The sequence below is a fragment of the Lysinibacillus sp. LK3 genome (genome assembly GCF_001043675.1).
In the GTDB taxonomy this organism is placed as follows: Bacteria; Bacillota; Bacilli; order Bacillales_A; family Planococcaceae; genus Lysinibacillus; species Lysinibacillus capsici.
This window is the reverse complement of record NZ_LDUJ01000007.1, coordinates 88,466-108,555: the sequence shown is the minus strand read 5'-3', so window position 1 is coordinate 108,555 and position 20,090 is coordinate 88,466. Positions and strand designations below refer to the sequence as shown.

20 protein-coding genes are annotated in these 20,090 nt (G+C 38.5%); 19 read left to right on the top strand and 1 reads right to left on the bottom strand.

All coding sequences use genetic code 11. From position 1 onward, the window contains the following. Positions 1 to 97 precede the first annotated feature (97 nt). From xerD to VK91_RS04885, 9 genes are all read left to right on the top strand, one after another. The gene (gene xerD, locus VK91_RS04925) at positions 98 to 1,000 is read left to right on the top strand and encodes a site-specific tyrosine recombinase XerD (protein WP_048391303.1); all 903 of its coding nucleotides are present in this window, start codon (positions 98 to 100) and stop codon (positions 998 to 1,000) included. A 98-nt stretch (positions 1,001 to 1,098) separates the two neighbouring features. Beyond that, positions 1,099 to 2,280, top strand: a complete 1,182-nt coding sequence (gene deoB / locus VK91_RS04920) for a phosphopentomutase (RefSeq protein ID WP_048391302.1) — start codon at positions 1,099 to 1,101, stop codon at positions 2,278 to 2,280. A gap of 13 nt (positions 2,281 to 2,293) precedes the next feature. Then, positions 2,294 to 3,544 (top strand): thymidine phosphorylase, encoded by a 1,251-nt coding sequence (locus tag VK91_RS04915; RefSeq protein WP_048391297.1) that lies wholly within the window; start codon positions 2,294 to 2,296, stop codon positions 3,542 to 3,544. A 239-nt stretch (positions 3,545 to 3,783) separates the two neighbouring features. Continuing rightward, entirely contained in the window at positions 3,784 to 4,137 is a 354-nt protein-coding gene (gene spoIIAA / locus VK91_RS04910; RefSeq protein WP_004232181.1) for an anti-sigma F factor antagonist, read from the top strand. Beyond that, positions 4,130 to 4,570 carry an anti-sigma F factor gene (gene spoIIAB / locus VK91_RS04905; protein WP_048391296.1) on the top strand — a complete coding sequence of 147 codons (441 nt, stop codon included), beginning with the start codon at positions 4,130 to 4,132 and terminating at the stop codon, positions 4,568 to 4,570. Before spoIIAA ends, spoIIAB begins: the two co-directional genes overlap by 8 nt. Before the next feature lie 10 nt (positions 4,571 to 4,580). Beyond that, positions 4,581 to 5,372, top strand: coding sequence for an RNA polymerase sporulation sigma factor SigF (gene sigF, locus VK91_RS04900; protein ID WP_009370709.1), 792 nt, complete (start codon positions 4,581 to 4,583; stop codon positions 5,370 to 5,372). A 15-nt stretch (positions 5,373 to 5,387) separates the two neighbouring features. Next, positions 5,388 to 6,836 carry a spore germination protein gene (locus VK91_RS04895; RefSeq protein WP_004232186.1) on the top strand — a complete coding sequence of 483 codons (1,449 nt, stop codon included), beginning with the start codon at positions 5,388 to 5,390 and terminating at the stop codon, positions 6,834 to 6,836. A gap of 225 nt (positions 6,837 to 7,061) precedes the next feature. Beyond that, positions 7,062 to 8,381 (top strand): diaminopimelate decarboxylase, encoded by a 1,320-nt coding sequence (lysA, locus tag VK91_RS04890; protein WP_048391295.1) that lies wholly within the window; start codon positions 7,062 to 7,064, stop codon positions 8,379 to 8,381. 199 nt (positions 8,382 to 8,580) lie between these two features. After that, complete coding sequence (locus tag VK91_RS04885; protein WP_004232192.1) at positions 8,581 to 8,952, top strand: GNAT family N-acetyltransferase; 372 nt, start codon at positions 8,581 to 8,583, stop codon at positions 8,950 to 8,952. On the opposite strand, the gene VK91_RS04880 is transcribed toward VK91_RS04885, so the two are convergent. Then, positions 8,949 to 9,455, bottom strand: coding sequence for a DUF309 domain-containing protein (locus VK91_RS04880; protein ID WP_048391294.1), 507 nt, complete (start codon positions 9,453 to 9,455; stop codon positions 8,949 to 8,951). The genes VK91_RS04885 and VK91_RS04880 overlap by 4 nt on opposite strands. A gap of 55 nt (positions 9,456 to 9,510) precedes the next feature. Between VK91_RS04880 and VK91_RS04875 the strand changes: the two genes are divergently transcribed. The 10 genes from VK91_RS04875 (at position 9,511) to VK91_RS04830 (ending at position 20,043) form a co-directional block, all read left to right on the top strand. Next, complete coding sequence (locus VK91_RS04875) at positions 9,511 to 10,290, top strand: segregation/condensation protein A (RefSeq protein WP_016992993.1); 780 nt, start codon at positions 9,511 to 9,513, stop codon at positions 10,288 to 10,290. Then, positions 10,262 to 10,855, top strand: coding sequence for an SMC-Scp complex subunit ScpB (gene scpB / locus VK91_RS04870; RefSeq protein ID WP_048391293.1), 594 nt, complete (start codon positions 10,262 to 10,264; stop codon positions 10,853 to 10,855). Before VK91_RS04875 ends, scpB begins: the two co-directional genes overlap by 29 nt. Before the next feature lie 77 nt (positions 10,856 to 10,932). After that, a complete protein-coding gene (locus tag VK91_RS04865) occupies positions 10,933 to 12,003 on the top strand; it encodes a D-alanyl-D-alanine carboxypeptidase family protein (protein ID WP_053075681.1) in 1,071 nt (356 codons plus the stop codon). A 103-nt stretch (positions 12,004 to 12,106) separates the two neighbouring features. Further along, on the top strand, positions 12,107 to 12,694 hold the full coding sequence (locus tag VK91_RS04860; protein WP_231595581.1) for an alkaline shock response membrane anchor protein AmaP: 588 nt from the start codon (positions 12,107 to 12,109) through the stop codon (positions 12,692 to 12,694). Positions 12,695 to 12,994: 300 nt separating this feature from the next. Next, positions 12,995 to 13,726: a pseudouridine synthase gene (locus tag VK91_RS04855; RefSeq protein WP_004232209.1), complete on the top strand. Its 732-nt coding sequence runs from the start codon at positions 12,995 to 12,997 to the stop codon at positions 13,724 to 13,726. 317 nt (positions 13,727 to 14,043) lie between these two features. After that, a complete protein-coding gene (gene resA / locus VK91_RS04850) occupies positions 14,044 to 14,583 on the top strand; it encodes a thiol-disulfide oxidoreductase ResA (RefSeq protein WP_004232210.1) in 540 nt (179 codons plus the stop codon). Positions 14,584 to 14,589: 6 nt separating this feature from the next. Next, positions 14,590 to 16,266, top strand: a complete 1,677-nt coding sequence (locus tag VK91_RS04845; protein ID WP_048391292.1) for a cytochrome c biogenesis protein ResB — start codon at positions 14,590 to 14,592, stop codon at positions 16,264 to 16,266. Beyond that, positions 16,263 to 17,444, top strand: a complete 1,182-nt coding sequence (gene ccsB, locus VK91_RS04840) for a c-type cytochrome biogenesis protein CcsB (protein ID WP_048391290.1) — start codon at positions 16,263 to 16,265, stop codon at positions 17,442 to 17,444. Before VK91_RS04845 ends, ccsB begins: the two co-directional genes overlap by 4 nt. A 114-nt stretch (positions 17,445 to 17,558) precedes the next feature. Further along, positions 17,559 to 18,275 (top strand): response regulator transcription factor, encoded by a 717-nt coding sequence (locus VK91_RS04835; protein ID WP_004232215.1) that lies wholly within the window; start codon positions 17,559 to 17,561, stop codon positions 18,273 to 18,275. Further along, positions 18,268 to 20,043 (top strand): ATP-binding protein, encoded by a 1,776-nt coding sequence (locus VK91_RS04830; RefSeq protein WP_048391287.1) that lies wholly within the window; start codon positions 18,268 to 18,270, stop codon positions 20,041 to 20,043. The genes VK91_RS04835 and VK91_RS04830 overlap by 8 nt, the downstream gene beginning before the upstream one ends. Positions 20,044 to 20,090: the final 47 nt, after the last annotated feature.

The window sequence follows — 20,090 nt, the reverse complement described above, 5'->3', positions numbered from 1 at the left end:
ATTAGGGTTGGTGGTTTATGTCGAATGGAGGGTCCTTTAGCACATTTCTTAAGGCCATGCTAAAATAGAGAATAATTGACAGTGAGGGGGCGTTGTGATGAATGAATTTCAATATGCAGTAGAGGACTATATCCATTTTATTCAGGTGGAAAGGCAGTTATCTGTTAATACATTAGCATCCTATCGCCGAGATTTAGAAAGCTATGTACATTTTTTAAAGGAAGCAGAAGGTATGTCTGATTTTAGTGTGGTAGAACGGACAACTATATTACGCCATTTAGAGCAATTGCGGGCACAGGGAAAGACAAGTCGTACCGTTGCCCGTCATATTTCATCGATTCGGAGTTTCCACCAATTTTTACTACGAGAAAAGCGCGCAGAAACTGATCCGACAGTCCATTTGGAGATGCCGATAATTGAGCAAAAGTTGCCTAATATTTTATCTATCCAAGAGATTGAAGCTTTACTAACAGCTCCAAATAAAAGTAAGCCACAAGGTATACGTGATCTTGCCATGCTGGAGTTACTATATGGGTCTGGTATGCGCATCAGTGAACTTATTGCACTGGATTTAGCTGATATTCATTTAACCATGGGCTTTGTACGTGTATTTGGGAAGGGTGGCAAGGAGCGAATCATTCCACTCGGCAAAAGCGCACTTTCGGCAATAAATGCCTATTTAAATGGTGCTCGTAGTCAATTACAGGGAAAGTACCCCAAAACAGATGCGTTTTTTATTAATCAAAGAGGGAAACGTTTAACAAGGCAGGGTTGTTGGAAATTAATGAAGGAGCATGCGTTAAAGGCAGGCATCCAACATGAATTAACACCACATACATTGCGTCATTCCTTTGCCACTCATTTGGTTGAAAATGGAGCCGATTTACGAGCGGTGCAGGAGATGCTTGGTCATGCAGATATTTCTACTACCCAGATTTATACACATATTAGCAAAACAAGATTATCTGAGGTCTATAAGCAATTCCATCCACGTGCTTAAAAGATAATAGTAAAAAATTATTTTTCAGTCGGATGTCTGACCTTTATTTTTCGCATTTTTTTGGTAAAATAGAGTCATGAGATTAGGAGGCAACCATTATGAATAAACCTTTTAACAAAATCCATGTTGTTGTCATGGATTCCGTAGGTATTGGTGAAGCGCCAGACGCTGCTAAATTTGGGGATGTTGGCGCACATACACTAGGACATATCGCTGAAAAAATGAATGGGCTTACAATGCCAGTAATGGAGTCATTTGGTTTAGCAAATATTGAACCATTGCATGGAATGCATGCAACTACTGACCCTAAAGCATACTACGGTAAAATGCAAGAAGCATCAGTTGGTAAAGATACGATGACTGGCCATTGGGAAATCATGGGGTTAAATATTGATAAACCATTTAAAGTGTATCCAGATGGGTTTCCAGCAGAGCTAATTGATGAGCTAGAGAAACGTACAGGTCGGAAAGTGCTATGCAATCAGCCAGCAAGTGGTACACAAGTAATTGAAGATTTCGGGAAGGAGCATATGGAAACAGGTGCGATTATTGTCTATACATCAGCCGATCCTGTTTTACAAATTGCTGCTCATGAAGAAATCATTCCACTAGAAGAGTTATATAAAATTTGCGAAATTGCTCGTGAATTAACATTACAGCCTGAATATTTAGTAGGTCGCGTCATCGCACGACCATTTGTGGGTACGCCTGGAAACTTTACTCGTACATCCAATCGTCATGATTATGCGTTAAAGCCATTTGGTCGTACAACAATGAATGTTTTGAAGGACGCGGGGTTTGATGTGATTGCAATTGGAAAAATCTCAGATATTTTCAATGGTGAAGGTGTGACAGATGCTGTACGTACAAAAAATAATATGGATGGTATGGATCAATTTGCAGAAGTTGTACGTCGTGACTTCCGTGGTCTAAGCTTCTTAAATTTAGTCGACTTTGATGCCAATTTCGGCCATCGACGTGATCCTCTAGGCTATGGACAGGCATTACAAGAATTTGATGCACGTCTACCAGAAATTCTAGAGGTAATGTCAGAAGACGATCTATTAATTATTACAGCAGATCACGGCAATGATCCAACCTTCCCAGGGACAGATCATACACGCGAATATGTACCACTAATTGTCTATTCACCACGTTTTAAAGGTGGTGCGGAACTTGAACTTCGTGAAACCTTTGCAGATATTGCAGCAACAGTTGCAGAAAACTTTCATGTAGAAGCACCGCCATTCGGTAAAAGTTTCTTACATGATTTGAAATAAGGGGGTTTTTTGTATGAATATGGTTCAATTGTTTGAAAAGAAAAAACAAGGATTAGAGCTTTCTCAAGCTGAAATTCAGTATTTTGTTGAAGGCTATACGACAGGCTCTATCCCAGATTATCAAGCAAGTTCTTTATTAATGGCGATACGTTTACTAGGCATGTCTGATGATGAGACATTTTATTTAACAAAGGCAATGATCGAATCAGGCGATGTCATTGATTTAACATCTATTGAAGGCTTTAAAATTGATAAACACTCAACTGGAGGGGTTGGTGACAAGGTTACACTTGTGGTTACGCCAATTATTGCTGCTCTAGGAATTCCTGTTGCGAAATTTAGTGGTAAAGGCTTAGGGATTACTGGGGGGACAATTGATAAACTTGAATCCATTCAGGGCTTTAAAACAGAGCTTTCATCACAGGAGTTCATTGATAATGTCAATCAGCATAAAATTGCCGTTGCTGGACAAACAGGTAATCTAGTACCAGCCGACAAAAAATTATATGCATTGCGTGATGTGACAGGTACTGTCGATTCTATTCCATTAATCGCAGCGTCGATTATGAGTAAAAAAATTGCAAGTGGTGCCGATGGTATAGTCCTCGATGTAAAATGTGGCTCAGGTGCGTTTATGAAGACGCAGGAAGAAGCACAGCGTTTAGCAGATACAATGACGGCTATTGGAGAAAAACTTGGCCGTAAAGTCATCGCACACATCAGTGATATGGATAATCCTTTAGGGAAAATGATTGGTAATAAGCTTGAGGTAGTGGAGGCTTATGCCCTATTAAGTGGACGTATGGAAGAAACGCATGAAGATTTGGTTGATGAATGTGTTGTCATCTCTTCCTTGATGTACCAAATTGCGGCAGGTGTGAATGAAGCGGAAGCAACAGCTGCTGTTAAGCGAGTGCTAGCAGATGGCTCTGCAGCTGCAAAATTCGAGGAGTTTATTGTGGCGCAAGGAGGAGTAGTCTCTGATATTGTTCAAAATGACACAGCTCATAAAGTAGCAGTGACAGCGGTTTCAGAGGGCACGGTGGAGACGATTAATGCTTTATTAGTCGGAGAAGCAAGTGTTAGTCTAGGCGCTGGACGTTTAACGAAGGAATCAAAGCTTGATTATGATGCAGGAATTCAGCTAATCGCCAAAAAAGGTGATCATGTTAATAATGGCGATACGATTGCTTATTTGTATTCCAATCAGCCAATTGACGAAGAGACAATTAATAAAATTCAGCAAGCTTATACAATTGCATAAAGATTATTAGCGAGAGCCCTCACTTATGAGGGTTCTCGTTTTTTTGTGTGTTCGATGAATCGCCAAAATTTAGAGCTCGATAGCGTTTAGAAATTGTAGATTTATCCCATACTGCACTTAACCTAAAAAGCTATAAGTATGTCGATTAGACACTATTTCGGAAGACTTTGCACTAGTTCTGTCAGCCACAAGGATTCAACCTATTGAATGTGGAATTGCACGAGGAGGAGGCGATGTTCATGCATTATCAATTAGAAATGGTCACAAGAGAGACAGTCGTTATACGTTTGTTTGGGGAGCTCGATCATCATGCCGTTGAACAAATTCGAGCGAAAATTTCTGCAGCAATTTTTCAAGGCACTGTGACGACCATCATTTGGAACTTGGAAGGACTATCTTTCATGGATAGTTCGGGAGTTGGATTAGTGCTTGGTCGTATGCGTGAGTTAGAGGCAGTTGCTGGGCGAACTATATTATTGAATCCATCGCCAACAATGCGAAAAGTATTTCAATTTTCAGGTTTAGGACCGTGGATGATGGATGCAACAGAGGAACAAGCGATTGATCGCGTAAGGGGGATTGTAAATGGATAACGAAATGACATTAACTTTTTTGGCAATTAGTGAAAATGAAGCTTTAGCGCGTGTAGCTGTTACAGGCTTTATTGCTCAATTAGATCCAACTATTGATGAGCTATCAGAATTTAAAACAGTTGTCTCAGAAGCAGTTTCCAATGCTATTATTCATGGCTATGAAGAAGATGGTAAGGGTGTTGTGACAGTTCATGCTAAACGTGAGGATGATATTGTGACAGTATCTGTCATGGATAAAGGGATAGGAATTGAAGACGTTAGTCGAGCGATGGAGCCATTATTTACAACAAAAAGTATGATGGAGCGTTCGGGTATGGGCTTCACGATTATGGATAGCTTTTCAGATCAGCTAACAGTTATATCAAAATGGCAAGAAGGAACAACTGTAACATTCACGAAGAAATTTTACACAGTTCGCACAGCGGTAATGTGAGGTTAAACCCGTGAAGCCGTTAGAACAGTCGTCCGATAAGCTATTGTCTCAGGAGGAAATGCGTGATTTAATTGCACGCGCACAGCAGGGCGATCATGAGGCTCGTAAACGAATGGTAGAAGGCAATACGAGACTTGTGTGGTCCATTGTTCAACGTTTTACAACGAGAGGTGTTGAGCTTGAGGATTTATTCCAGATTGGCTGCATAGGGCTCATGAAATCTGTGGATAAATTTGATTTAACCTATGATGTGAAATTTTCAACCTATGCTGTACCGATGATCATTGGAGAAATTCAGCGCTTTTTAAGGGATGATGGCATGGTGAAGGTGAGCCGCTCTATTCGTGAGCTCAATTTTAAAATCCGTCATGCTACAGATGAATTTATTAAAAAGAACGAACATCCACCAACCATTCAAGAGCTTGCTCAGGTGCTTGGTGTGACAACAGAGGAAATTGTTACAGCATCCGATGCATTGAGAGACCCTGCCTCTCTTCATGAGCAATTGTATGAGAGTGAGGGGGATTCCATTACACTAATGGATCAAATGAAGGATGAAAAATCGGAGCAACCATTTGATTACATCCCATTAAAAGAAGTACTAACGAGACTTGAGCCAAGAGAGCAGTCTATCATATATCTTCGCTATTTTTCAGATTGCACGCAAACTGAAATTGCAAATAGATTAGGTATATCGCAGGTACAGGTTTCCCGATTAGAGAAAAAAATCCTTGCCCAGCTGAAAAGTTGGATGGCAACAAGTGCAACAGTGGAGCAGGAAGTAATAAAAAAAGACATCTAAGAAAATGGTGACAGCATGACAAATAAATTATTTAACAGCTTAGAAGAAGCCGAAGATTTTCTTATCGAACAATTTGGTGACGGCGAATCGTTTGACGTTGGTATTAAACACTTATTTGTCAAAGATTTGCCGGTCCTTTGTGCATATATTAGTGGGCTTGTAGATGGAGAAGCTTTAACACAGTTGCTGTCTAGCATGCTTCCAGATGAGGACATTGAAATTGATGTAGAGGATGAGAAGGAATATTTTGAGTCTTACTTTAATTTCCATGGACGTTCAGAAGAAACAGAGCGTAAAGCCTATTTGCTAGCCATTTTAAGTGGACAAGTCACCTTTATTACTAAAAGTGGCTATTGCTATGTTGCAGAGCTTAGAAACTATCCAGGACGCTCTCCAGAAGAGCCAGATAATGAAAAAGTTATCCGTGGATCAAGGGATGGCTTTACAGAAGGGATTTCTCAAAACACAGCCTTAATACGTAGGCGAATTCGTAATAGTAATCTACGTTTCGAGCTACATAAAATATCCAAAATCGGTCAAACCGACGTGGCGATCGCGTTTATGAAGGATGTTGCCAATGAAGATATGCTCGAAAGTTTACGACAGCGTCTTGGACAAATAAATCATGATGGCTTGACGATGGCCGATAAATCATTAGAAGAATGGCTCTTTAAACAAAAGTTCCACCCAGTTCCATTTGTACGTTATACGGAGAGACCTGATATTGCTGCAGCTCATCTACTTGAAGGGCATATAGCTATATTAGTCGATACTTCTCCATCCGTTATTTTAGTACCTGTTACAGTGTTTCATTTATTGCAGCATGCAGAGGAATATCGTCAGGCACCCACAGTAGGGACGTTTGTACGTTTTATGCGATATTTTGGCTCTGTAATGGGTTTACTTTTATTGCCATTGTGGTATGTATTTGCAACGAATGAATCCCTACTTCCAGATGCCCTCTCCTTTTTAGGTACGGAGGAGAAATCGCATGTACCTTTATTACTACAAATTTTGATTGCAGATATTGGAATAGAATTTTTGAGGATGGCCGCCATTCATACTCCGTCACCATTGTCCACAGCGATGGGATTGGTTGCGGGGGTAATCATTGGTCAAATTGCGATTGATGTTGGATTATTCTCTTCAGAGGTGGTCCTCTATACAGCGGTGGCAGCCATTCTTATTTTCATTATTCCATCCTATGAGCTTAGTATCTCCATTAAAATTTTTAGGTTACTGCTACTTCTGATGACGGGTCTCTGGGGTGTCAATGGGTTATTTATTGGTTTATTTTTATTGTTTACGTATTTATGTTCATTGCGACCAATGCAGGCACCTTATTTATGGCCGCTTGTTCCATTCTTTCCAACAGCAATGCTTCGCGTCATTATTCGCTTCCCAATGACAGCGGATGCACTAAGACCTTATGTAGTCGCTTCCAAACAGCGAAAAAGATCATAGGAGCCGTTGCACTCGTTTTTTTCATGTGATAAAGTTCACATATAGTATTTTGTGATTTTTGCAAAAATTATTTTCATTCAAGAAAAAGCAAGAACTATACATTTGTTTTTTTATATGTGAGGGAAATAATTTTTTGATGGAATGGTTCTAATATAGTAAAGAACCCTTCCACTTTCAAACCGTAAAAATAACAAGATGGAACGATGTGAAAAGGGAGAGATGCACATGCATTTATATGGAACACAAGCGATTTCTGAAGATGGTCATTTAACAATTGGACAGGTAGACACATTAGAGCTAGCAAAAGAGTATGGTACACCACTTTTCGTGTATGATACTGCACTTATTCGTAAGCGTGCGCGCAGCTTTATCGATACGTTTAAAAAACTAGGTGTAAAAGCAGAAGTAGCTTATGCTTCAAAAGCATTTGCATGTGTAGCGGTGTATCAATTAGCAGCAGAAGAAAATTTATCATTGGATGTTGTATCTGGTGGAGAATTATTTACTGCCTTAAAGGCAGGTTTCCCTGCAGAGCGCATTCATTTTCATGGTAACAATAAAAGCATTGCTGAATTAGAGCTAGCTTTTGACTCCAAGATTGGATGTATTGTTGTAGATAATTTCTATGAAATACAGCTTTTAAAAGATATTTCGGAGCGCCGTCAGCAAAAAATGCGTATATTATTACGTGTTACACCAGGTGTTGAAGCACATACGCATGATTTCATCACGACAGGTCAAGCAGATTCAAAATTCGGCTTTGACTTAAACAATGGTCAAGCAGATGAAGCATTCCAACAAACATTTAACCATGAATTCCTAGAGCTACTTGGTTTACATTGCCATATTGGCTCACAAATTTTTGACACTGCCGGTTTTGGATTGGCTGGAGAAAAATTGATTGACAAAATTTCTGATTGGAACAAGACTCACGGATTTACATGTACTGTGTTAAACTTAGGTGGGGGCTTTGGTATTCGTTATACTGAAGAAGATGCACCGCTTGAACCACAAGTATATGTAGAGGATATGATTACAGTTGTCAAAAATAAAGCAACTGTTCTTGGACTGAAGATGCCGGAAATTTGGATTGAACCAGGTCGATCACTTGTAGGTGATGCAGGAACATCTCTTTATACAATCGGTTCACAAAAAACTGTGCCAGATGTGCGAAAATATATTGCTGTCGATGGAGGTATGAGCGATAATATCCGTCCCGCATTATACGACGCTAAGTATGAGGCAGTCATCGTAAGTAAGGCGAATGAGCCGAAAGATGAGCTCTATACAGTTGCTGGTAAATTATGTGAATCTGGCGATAAATTAATTATTGATGCTAAACTACAAGATGCTGCTTCAGGTGATGTGTTAGCCATCTTCTGTACAGGTGCGTATGGTTATTCGATGGCTAGTAACTATAATCGTGTGCCAAGACCTGCAGTTGTATTTGTAGAGGATGGACAGCATCAACTAGCTATTCGCCGCGAAAGTTATGAAGATATTGTGCAAAACGATCTCCCGCTAACTTTAAAAAAGGGTGAGTAAATTTGAGGAAAAATAAGTGGGTATTACTAGCGTCCATTACAACATTTATTTTATTATGGGGCGTAGTCTATTGGGTGTTGGCGTCGAAAGGTATTCTCGGACCTGGTTCGTAAGACAGAAATTGGCTTGCGGTAAAAGTACAAATCGTGTAGGATAGTCAAAGATTATGTACAGCTAGAAAAAGAGGGAATAGACAAATATGTTAATTCGATATAAAAAAGCTTTAGAGAAAATAGCAATGGGGCTACTTTCATTTATGCCTAACGAAAAAGACGTAAAAAAGCTTACAGAAACCATCCACTCCTATGAAAATGACGATAATTGGGTTTTATACTTATGGAAAAAGAATGATGAATATGTTGGCATTGTAGGGCTTGTTGTTGACGAGCATAATATAGCCACAATCCAGCACGTGTCGGTGATCCCTTCCTATAGGGGAGAGGGAGTAGCAACGGAGATGCTTCAAGAAGTGGCGGAACTTGGCCAATATGAAAGTGTGCGTGCTACAGATGAAACACGTAGTTTTGTTCAAAAATGTATTCATTGTATCGATGAAAAAGCAGACGATTAACAACGTCTGCTTTTTCTTTGTTTGCTTTCTTGTCGCTCTGCAAGAATATGTGAGCGATCTCGAAGCATATGTTTATGAAGAAGATAATTTGAGCTATTTGATGGCAAAAGCTTTATACGTGCTAGGGCTAAATCCAGCAAGTGAGGTGAAAGAGGGAGCTGGAAAGTTTGAAAGGACTTGCCCGTTTTAATCGAAGTGATAGCTTTTGTTATTTGTGTTAGGAGTTCAAGATAATCAATTTCTTGGAAAAAAACATGCCCTTCATTTTCTTGAAAGTTATGAAGTGCTTTTTCTAAAATTCGTTTAGCACCAGTATTGTTACCACGTCGCCAATGATAGAAACCTGTTGCCAGCTGCACATAGCCGACAAGCGGATGCATTTTATCACCAGGTGCAATTTCCTTCCAATATTCCTCTAGCACTTCATGGCATTCAAAAAAATCTTGATTGCCATTAAAATAGGCACAGTAATCTATAAATAAAGTATGATGCTGTGGATGCATTTTGGACTCCTTTCCACTATACTAAAAGAACATAGAATCTCAGGGTGGTAAAATAATGTCTTATGAAGTAAAATTAGAAGCCTTTTCAGGGCCTCTTGATTTATTATTGCATTTAATTCACAGATTGGAAATTGATATCTATGATATCCCAATGGCTGAAATTACACAACAATATATCGACCATATACATGCAATGCAAGTACTAGAGTTAAATGAAGCAAGTGAATATTTAGTAATGGCAGCAACGTTACTGGCAATTAAAAGCCGCATGTTATTGCCAATTCACGAAGGAGAGATGGAGGACGCAGAATTAGAAGTGGACGGCCCTGACCCTCGTGAAGAACTCGTGCAACGCTTAATCGAATATAAAAAATACAAGGAAGCAGCTAGTAATTTGCAGGAGCTTGAAACAGACCGAGCACAGGTATTTACGAGGCCACCTGCTGATTTAACAGGATTAGCCTCAGAAGAACAGATGGCTTTATTTGATTTGAATGTGAATATCTATGATATGCTTGGAGCATTTCAAAAATTGATGCGTCGCAAAAAATTAAAGAAACCATTAAAAACAACTGTAGCAAGGCAGGAGCGATCAGTAAAAGATCAAATGCGCTCTGTTGTGGATTCTTTACGATTAACAGGTGGACGTGCATCATTTTTCGAGCTTTTTCCCTATGAAGATAAGCCAACACTTATTCTGACGTTTGTATCCCTACTTGAACTGATGAAACGTCAGGTCGTCATCGTAGAGCAAGATGGTAACTTTGAAGAATTAATGGTTACCTTACAGAAGGAGGAATGGGAAGATGACGAAAACATTGATGTTACAGAGTAGAATTGAAGCCTTATTATTTGTTGTGGGAGATGATGGCTTAACGATTAAACAACTTTCACAACTCTTAGGAGAGCAGGAAGAGCTGATACTGCAAACAATGAATACATTGAGAGAAACCTACGAAGAAGATTTAACAAGAGGAATCACGGTGAAAGAAATTGCAGGCGTTTATCAGCTCATTACAAAATCTGAGTTTGCCGATACGATTCAAAGATTAGTAGAAAATCCAACCGCACAATCCTTATCTCAAGCCTCCCTTGAAGTGTTAGCGATCGTGGCATACAAACAGCCCATTACACGTGTAGCAATAGAAGATTTGCGCGGTGTGAAGTGTGAACGACCAATCCAAACATTAGTTTCACGAGGATTAATTAAAGAGGTAGGACGGTCAGAAGGGACTGGACGTGCCATCTTATATGGAACAACAAAAGAATTTTTACATTATTTTGGCTTAAATAGTATAGAAGAAATGCCTCCTCTACCTGAAGAGGACCTTGCTGATACAGAACAAGAAACAGATTTATTTATGACGAAGTTCCAAGAGACTTTTAGCGGAGCAAAATAATGGTTAGGTATAATGCGTAGCCTTCAACATAAATTTAAATCTATAATTTCCTATCACATTGAATAAGGAGTGGCTCGTTGCTTCGGTTATTTCGTTTAACACTGTTTATGATCATTGTGTTAATGGTAATGCTTCCTCAGGCTAGCTTTGCAAGAGGAGGAAGCGGCTATGCTGTCTTGGATGGCGATACAGGTCGACTTTTAATTGGATCCAATAGCGATGAACGATTACCTATTGCTAGCCTCACAAAAATTTGGACAGCACTTGTGGCAATTGAAAATAGTGACTTGCAGGATGAAGTCGTTATATCCCCTAAGGCTGCTATGGCTGAGGGGAGCTCTATTTACCTACAGGCTGGTGAAACGGTGACAGTTGAAACGTTATTGTATGGCTTAATGCTACGTTCCGGCAATGATGCTGCAACAGCTTTAGCCGAACATGTAGGAGGGTCTGTAGAGGGTTTTGTCAAATTAATGAATGAAAGAGCTGTTATTGCAGGTCTTACCAATACCGTCTTTATGAATCCTTCTGGACTTCATCATGATGAGCATTTATCGTCTGCAAGAGATACTGCTGAGATGTTAAGACTTGCGTTGCAAAATAAAACATTTGAGAAAATTGCTTCAACGGTACTTTATCGGGCAAATACAGTAAACGGAATGTTATGGGAAAATAAACACCGTCTATTAAGAGAAGGTTCAGGAATGGCAGCAGATATAGATGATGAGACAGAACAGCCTGTTAGTTCCTTAAAGTCAGCCACTGGTACTGCTTTCGCTGGAAAAACGGGCTTTACTAAGGTTGCTGGACGAACACTTGCAACGGCCTTTCAAAAGGACGGGCAAATCTGCGTTGTCGTCACATTAAATGAATCAGATGATTGGAATGTACATCGAGGCTTATCCAATAAAGTATGGCAAGATTATAGTCTTGAAACAGTAGTGAAAAAGGGTAAATACAATGTCAATAAAAAGTTGGCTATTCGTTTACAAGAGCCCGTTCGACTACAGTTAAATAAAGAGGAAAAAGAACAGGTGAGGCAAGTATTACATGTTTCAAGGAAACGCCAAGAAGCAGTCTTGTCTATCTTTATAGGAGAAGAACGGATTTATGCAACGCCAGTAAAAGTTGAATCAGCGGATCGTTAAAAACGATTTGCTGATTTTTTACATTATTTGATCAATTGATGTTAAATTTGGTAAAATGATAATGAATGTAAAATTCTTAATTTTCGAAAAAGGGGTGAGGAAATTGAGGAAAGCTTCAATGGAAAGTAATGGTAGGCAAATTCAATTTGGGCTAATCATTATCTTATTCTTATCAAGTTTAATTGTGCCTGTCATTCTTCTATATCCAATTCAAGAGATACTATATCGACCTAATGAATTTTATTATTTTGCACCTTATTTTAATGCTTATATTATCTTTATGGTCTCTTTATTTGTCATGGCCCTCGTACTACTAATCAATTATTTGATCATACCTAAAACGAAAAAAGGAAAGAATATAAAACGTGGTCTAGTATCTACTTCCTTATTAATTGCCTTAGGTTTCATCGCATTAAGCTTTAATACTTATAAATGGATAGATTCAAGAGGTATTCATATGAATCCATTTTTTAGTTTAAAAGTAAATTTTGTCGAGTGGGAAGAAATAGTGAAAGTTGAGCAGGTTAATCTAGAAAAAAGTGGTGTGACAAAGCCTGATCATCTGGTTTTTACATTTCAAGATGGTTCCACAATTGAGGAACCTTTGGCAGGCAACATGGTACTGGCTAAAAACTATATAGCCAATGAGTTAAAGCAACGTGGCCTAACAATTGAAAATGTATACAAATAAAAGCTGCCGAATGGTAGCTTTTTTTGTGTCAAAATAAACATTTTACAATCGATTCGCATGATTATCAAATGAGTATACTGCTAGTAAACAAAACAAAATCTCGGTTCAAATGTTAAGAAATTAACGAATGAGAAATTAGTCGGAATACTCAATTAAAAAATGTGAAATTTGTTTTTCTTTAATAATGTCTAAAAGTATGACATAATTTTCACAGATTAGCGGGAAAAATAACCCTATTCATTGGATCGAAATCGAATGATGACGAACGTGTCAATGTGAAAGAAAACTAGAGGTGAAAAAATGGAAAGATTACAAAAGGTCATTGCCTATGCAGGCGTTGCGTCAAGGCGCAAGGCAGAGCAATTGATTTTAGAAGGTAAAGTTAAAGTAAATGGTGTAGTGGTTCGTGAGTTAGGAACAAAGGTATCTAATTCCGATACAATTGAAGTAGAAGGTGTAAAACTAGAAAAAGAAGATAAGGTATATTTCTTACTTTACAAACCACGTGGAACAATTTCTGCAGTTACAGATGATAAAGGACGCAAAACTGTCACAGATTTATTTCATCATATTCCGCAACGTATTTTCCCAGTTGGTCGTCTTGATTATGATACATCTGGATTATTGCTATTGACAAATGATGGAGAATTTTCCTATATGTTGACACATCCGAAATTTAAAATTGACAAAACATATATCGCTCGTGTCAAAGGTGTGCCAACAATTGAAGGGCTTAAAAAGCTTCAACGAGGGATCAAATTAGAGGATGGAAAGACAGCACCTGCTAAGGTAAGTATGACATCTTTCGATGAAAAAGCGGGCAAAGCTATTTGTGAAATCACGATTCATGAAGGGCGCAATCGCCAAGTTCGTCGTATGTTTGAAGCGATTGGAACACCCGTTGTTAAATTAAAACGCGAACGCTTTGCTTTTTTAGATTTATTTGGTCTTGCTCCAGGAGAATATCGTGAATTATCAAAGCATGAAGTAAAGCAACTACGTGTGTTAGCAGAAACAGGAAAGCTTGATTAATGCAATGTTGCCAGAAGAAAGTGTGGATACCAATAGAGGTATTTGGATGTTTACACTTTCTTTGTGGTGAAATCGTTCATAAATCATTCATAATTAATAGCTAAGTGTTTTTGTATCATTTTGCTATAATAGGTGAGAATAGTACACCTAGTAGCAGTTTGTTCAAAAAAGCTGTAACACATTTAATCCGGTATTGTTGACGTCAATGTGAAAGAAGCTTTTACATATTTATAGACGTATAGAGAGTGAAAAAGTTCTATTTGTTTCTTCAATATGTAAAAGCAACGCAAGCCGTAATTGATAGGGGGTTTATTAACTTGGAGAAAAAGAAAAAACGTCTTGTACTGCGAACTGTCATTTTAGCTGTGTTAGCGTTGGCAATCGGGTACACAGTATATGGAACAGCAACAAAGGAAAAAGTAGAGTTAGTAGCAGTAGGCTCTGAGGCACCTGACTTCACGTTAGTAGATTTAAACGGTGAAAAACATAAATTGTCGGATTATAAAGGGCAAGGGGTATTTTTAAATTTCTGGGGAACTTGGTGTAAGCCTTGTGAGAAGGAAATGCCCGCAATGGACAATCAGTATCAAGAATTTAAAGATCACGGTGTACAAACATTAGCTGTCAATATTGCTCAAACAGATTTTGAAGTACAGAATTTTGTCGATCGATATGGGTTGTCATTTCCAGTAGTTATCGACAAAACAAAAAGTGTTATGACTGCTTATAATGTAGGACAATTACCTGCAACAGTGTTAATTGATCCAGAAGGCAAAGTGGCCAAAATTATTACAGGTGAAATGACGGAGAAAGATATTGCTTCGTACATGGAATTAGTGAAGCCAAATAAGGAGTAAATGACGATGGAAAAAATCATTTGTGCTTGTGGTCATAGTAATCCATACGGCACGAAGCTTTGTGAGAAATGTGGTCGTCCTTTAACCGAAGAAGAAAAACAAAATAAAGTTGTTGATATGCGCTATGATGGTATGGCCATTCGCTCCAAAACATATAACAAATCATTTGTGGATAAAATATGGAATTTCTTCTCAAGTGTTAAAGTTGGTATATCCTTAATTATTATCACATTAATTGCTGCTTCAGTCGGAACATTACTACCGCAAGAGTTTTACGTAAAAGCTTCTGATATGGAGAAGGGGGCTTATTACGCAGACGTATATGGTACATTCGGTAAAATTTATTATACGTTGGGGCTTTCGGATTTATATAGCTCATGGTGGTTCCAGATTTTAGTTGGTATGCTAGCAGTTTCAATTATAGTGGCAAGTCTTGACCGAGGCATTCCACTTTATAAATCATTAAAGAATCAACGTGTTAAAAGACATGAAAGCTTTATGAAGCGTCAGCGCATTGTTGCAGAAGGACAAGTGTCAGCGAGTGCGGAGGAAACGCTTGATAAAGTGGCTCAAAAAATGACTGAGATGAAGTATTCTGTTCGTCGAGATGGTAGCGCTCTCTTAGCTGAAAAAGGACGCTTTTCTCGTTACGGTCCGTACATAAACCATGTAGGTCTCATCATTTTTTTAGGTGGGGTCATGCTACGTCTAGTTCCAGGCTTCTATGTTGATGAATCGATATGGGTGCGTGAAGGTGAAACACGAGCTATCACTGGAATGGAAGGCTATTTCATTGAAAACCGTGACTTTATTTTAGAAACACATGATAATACACCTCAAGGTGAGCAAGTTAAACAGGGTGTGAATGTAGTGGCTAAAAACTTCCAGACCGATATTACACTTTACAAGCAACCTGAAGACGCATTGCCTGGGGATACGGAAAATCTAGAAAAAGTAAAAGACTATTCAATTCGTGTAAACCATCCTTTAAAAGAAGATGGCTTTGCTCTTTACCAGATGGATTATCGTCTAAATGAATTAAAACAGATGAACTTTGAATTAATTAATAAGACGACAGAGAAATCTTTAGGTAAGGTAGAGATTGATTTAACAAATCCTAAAAAAGAATATGATTTAGGGAATGGTTCATCCGTTCAAATTCTTGTCTATACACCTGATTTTGATGGATTTGAAAATGGAGAACCTCAGACTAAAACGTCTATTCCAAATAATCCTGCATTTTTATTTAAAATGACTACACCAGAAACTCCTGAAGGAGAAGTAAGCTTTGTTGAAATTATGCAGCCTCCTTTAGAACCACTGGGTGAAAATAAATACAGAATGAAATTTGCTAGTGCAGAGATGCGTGATATGTCAGGTATTACGGTGCGAAAAGATAGTACCATCCCTATTCTGTTTGTTGGTGGGGTCATCTTTATGATCGGTGTTGCCATTGGCTCTTACTGGAATCATCGTCGTTTATGGCTTCAAGTGGAACCAGACGGCCGTGTGTTAATGGCTGCCCATGTCAACAAAAATATGTTCAGCATGAAAAAGGATTTAGATGCTGTTACAACATTTGCTGCATTGCCTCCGTATAAAGATCAGTTAGAGAAAGATGAGGCTGACGAAGAGCCCACTAATGGTGGCATTAAAGAAAAGGAAGGTGACAACACCTTATGAGTTTGATTGACTTAAGTGGAAACTTACTATTTGTAGCGTTTATTGCTTATCTAGTTGCGACATTATTATTTGGTGGTTCAATTAAGCAAGGTAATGCTACGGGTAAAAATACTGGCAAATGGGGCAAGCTTGCCATTGTGGTTACTATTATTGGTTTCCTATCACAGCTTGGCTATTTTATTACGCGTTGGATTTATACAGGACATGCGCCAGTAAGTAATATGTTCGAATTTACAACTGCCTTTGGTATGTTCATTGTCGGCGCGTTTATCCTAATTTATTTTATTTATCGTTTGACTGCACTTGGATTAGTGGCACTGCCTGTTGCGCTTTTGATTATTGCTTATGCAGCAATGTTCCCGAAAGAAGTAAGTCCATTAGTGCCTTCATTACAAAGTCATTGGTTAACAATTCACGTTATTACAGCAGCATTAGGGCAATCTATTTTAGCCATTAGTGCTGTGGCAGGACTTATTTACTTATTAAAAGTAGTAGATTTAACAAAGCCCTCTAAACAACGTTTTTGGTTAGAAGCTGTCATGTACTGTCTTGTAGTAGTTGTTGGATTTGTCGCGGTAACATCTACATTTAGTGCTATGGATTATGAGTCTAGCTATAATTATGTGGATAAAGAAGGAACTACTCGTAAAATTATTTACAATTTACCTCCAGTATTCGGTATGAATGAATATGAAGTGATAGAAGAACATGGCATGTCGCCATTAGTAGAAATGCCAGCGTTAATTAATGCTAAAAAATTAACAACCGTTGTTTGGTCATTATTGGTAGGATCTGTGTTGTATTTATTAATTCGTTTAATAGCTCGTCGTCGAATTAGTGCCATTTTCCAACCACTTGTTAAACGTGTCAATTTACAATTACTTGATGAAATTGGTTATCGTTCAGTGCTGATTGGTTTCCCTGTATTCTCCCTTGGTGCTTTAATCTTTGCGATGATTTGGGCACAAATTGCTTGGAGTCGTTTCTGGGGTTGGGATCCAAAAGAAGTATGGGCTCTTATTACATGGTTATTCTATGCAGCATTCCTGCATTTACGTCTATCAAAAGGCTGGGAAGGTCGAAAATCTGCTTGGTTAGCACTAATTGGTTTTGGGATTATTTTATTCAACCTAATTGCTGTTAACTTAATTCTTGCAGGTTTACACTCCTACGCGTAACCTGTGAAGCAACAAGCCTTTTCGCTGTAGCGAAGAGGCTTTCTTTTCTTTTCAATATGTGTCACACCATGTACAATAGAAGTTAGAGAAAGATGGAAGAGAGGGATCGTGAAAGTGTCAGAAAATATTTCAGTATTAGTAGTAGATGACGAGGATCGTATTCGCCGCTTATTAAAAATGTATCTTGAGCGAGAAGGATACCTTGTTGACGAGGCCGAAAATGGAGAACAAGCGATCGAGAAATCTTTAGAAAAAGAGTATCACTGTATTTTACTTGATATTATGATGCCTGAAAAAGATGGGCTAGAAGTGTGTGCAGAAATTCGAGAGCGCGCAGCAACACCAATTATTTTATTAACTGCCAAAGGCGAAGAAGCGAACCGTGTACAAGGCTTTGAGCTTGGTGCAGATGACTATATCGTAAAACCATTTAGTCCTCGTGAGGTTGTGTTACGTGTGAAGGCTATTTTACGTCGTTCACAGGCTTTCTCACCAACGACTAATGCATCTTCTTCAAAAGATTTAGTGGTGTTCCAACACTTAATGATTGACCATGATGCACATCGTGTGACTGCAGAAGGCATTGAGGTTAATTTAACACCGAAAGAGTATGAATTGCTGTACTTTTTAGCGAAATCGCCAGACAAAGTATTTGACCGTGAACAACTACTAAAAGAGGTATGGCATTATGACTTCTTTGGTGATTTACGCACAGTAGACACACATGTAAAACGTTTACGTGAAAAGCTCAACCGAGTTTCTGAAAACGCTGCTAAAATGATTGTGACGGTTTGGGGCGTTGGATACAAATTTGAGGTTGTCAATGAATAGAATATGGAATAGTGTTGTCGGGAAGCTATGGGTAACCATATTGCTTCTCGTTTCATTTGTATTATTTGTTTTCACGGTATTAATGCTTGAATTTCTTCAAAATTACCATATGCAGCAAGCAGAAATTTCATTGCGACAAACAGCAGCAACGGTAGCTAGTATAGTGGATGACAATGAAACAGCCGAATCTACCTCTGAATTATTAAAAGATATTTTACCTACAGGGACCAATGCATTGATCGCTATCAGTCATGTTGAAGTGTCCTTTGCGATGCAAGAGGGTGTCAACAAAAAAGAAATACAAGATACTATATTAGCCAATAAATCTTTTCATGAAGTGTTTCAATCAGATGAGCCGATTATTAAAGAAATGATGATGCCTTCTTCAACTGATCAAGAAAAGATGGAATCTTATGTCGTACTTGGTTTTCCCCTAAATGTTGAAAATGCAGTACATGGAGCTGTCTTCATCTACCAAAGCCCAGATGCGCTACATAAAACGTCTAAGGAAACTACGAAAATTGTCTTTTTAGCAGCCTTCATAGCATTTGTGTTGACGACATTCTTCGCATTCTTCCTTTCTTCACGTATAACTTCGCCATTAAGAAAAATGCGTGAATTAGCTTTTGAAATTGCAAAAGGGAATTTTGAAGCGAAAATGCCTACTACCCAAAATGACGAAATTGGTCAGCTTGCCGTTGCCTTCAACCAAATGGGCCGTCAATTAAAGCATAATTTAGAGGTTATCAATCAAGAAAACGAACAGCTTTCTAATATTTTGACATCTATGACAGATGCAGTGATTACGTTTAATCGGGATCGTACAATATTATTAAGTAATCCACCAGCTGAACGTCTAATGCAAAAGTGGTTTGTCAACAAAGGCTCACAAAGTGCAAAACCTATTCCGCCAGAGCTGTATCATATGCTTGATCATGTGCTGATGTTTGAGGATAAACTAGAAGAGGAAATTGAAATGGATGGCAGCTATTATACATTTACCATTAGTCCTCTTTATAGTGGGGAAATGATACGTGGTGCTGTCGCTGTTATTCGTGATATGACTGAACAGCATCGCTTAGAAAAACTAAGATCGGATTTTATTGCGAATGTCTCTCATGAGCTTCGGACACCGATTGCCATGCTTCAAGGTTACTCAGAAGCATTAATGGATGACGATTTTATTCAGGATCAGGAAGAGCGAAATGAGATTACCAAAATTATTTATGATGAATCGAAGCGAATGGGTCGCCTTGTGACAGATTTATTAGATTTGGCACGTATGGAATCAGGGCATATGACGCTTTATAAAGATGAATTACCAATTAATTCTACTTTTGAACGTATTACACAAAAATTTGCACAGGTAGCAAAAGAAAAGCACGTTCGTCTGCTGTTTGAGAGTGAATTTAATGACGAGGCCATGATTAATATAGATGAGGATCGCATTGAACAAGTGCTTACAAATTTAGTTGACAATGCCCTGAGACATACAGATGAAGGGTCTGTGACTGTAAAAGTAGAGCAGGAGCCGACATTTGCTAAAATATCTGTTCAAGATACAGGACATGGCATTCCTCAAGAGGACTTACCCTATGTCTTTGAACGTTTTTATAAAGCAGATAAGGCACGTACTCGTTCCAAGGGTGGAACTGGTCTCGGCTTAGCCATTGCTAGAAATATTGTGAAGGCACACTCAGGTAATATTATGGTAGACAGTGTGTTGAAAGAGGGTACGACCTTCACGTTTTATTTACCGTTCGATTAATAACAAGTATTGCTATTAATTGGCTGTAACTTCTATGAATGTAAGAC

Coding starts and splice junctions, on each gene's coding strand:
- VK91_RS04845 (WP_048391292.1), top strand. CDS start 14,590: ATGGAAAAAATCATTTGTGCTTGTGGTCATAGTAATCCATACGGCACG.
- spoIIAA (WP_004232181.1), top strand. CDS start 3,784: ATGCATTATCAATTAGAAATGGTCACAAGAGAGACAGTCGTTATACGT.
- spoIIAB (WP_048391296.1), top strand. CDS start 4,130: ATGGATAACGAAATGACATTAACTTTTTTGGCAATTAGTGAAAATGAA.
- xerD (WP_048391303.1), top strand. CDS start 98: ATGAATGAATTTCAATATGCAGTAGAGGACTATATCCATTTTATTCAG.
- lysA (WP_048391295.1), top strand. CDS start 7,062: ATGCATTTATATGGAACACAAGCGATTTCTGAAGATGGTCATTTAACA.
- VK91_RS04830 (WP_048391287.1), top strand. CDS start 18,268: ATGAATAGAATATGGAATAGTGTTGTCGGGAAGCTATGGGTAACCATA.
- VK91_RS04885 (WP_004232192.1), top strand. CDS start 8,581: ATGTTAATTCGATATAAAAAAGCTTTAGAGAAAATAGCAATGGGGCTA.
- VK91_RS04875 (WP_016992993.1), top strand. CDS start 9,511: ATGTCTTATGAAGTAAAATTAGAAGCCTTTTCAGGGCCTCTTGATTTA.
- VK91_RS04855 (WP_004232209.1), top strand. CDS start 12,995: ATGGAAAGATTACAAAAGGTCATTGCCTATGCAGGCGTTGCGTCAAGG.
- scpB (WP_048391293.1), top strand. CDS start 10,262: ATGACGAAAACATTGATGTTACAGAGTAGAATTGAAGCCTTATTATTT.
- VK91_RS04895 (WP_004232186.1), top strand. CDS start 5,388: ATGACAAATAAATTATTTAACAGCTTAGAAGAAGCCGAAGATTTTCTT.
- VK91_RS04880 (WP_048391294.1), bottom strand. CDS start 9,455: ATGCATCCACAGCATCATACTTTATTTATAGATTACTGTGCCTATTTT.
- ccsB (WP_048391290.1), top strand. CDS start 16,263: ATGAGTTTGATTGACTTAAGTGGAAACTTACTATTTGTAGCGTTTATT.
- VK91_RS04915 (WP_048391297.1), top strand. CDS start 2,294: ATGAATATGGTTCAATTGTTTGAAAAGAAAAAACAAGGATTAGAGCTT.
- deoB (WP_048391302.1), top strand. CDS start 1,099: ATGAATAAACCTTTTAACAAAATCCATGTTGTTGTCATGGATTCCGTA.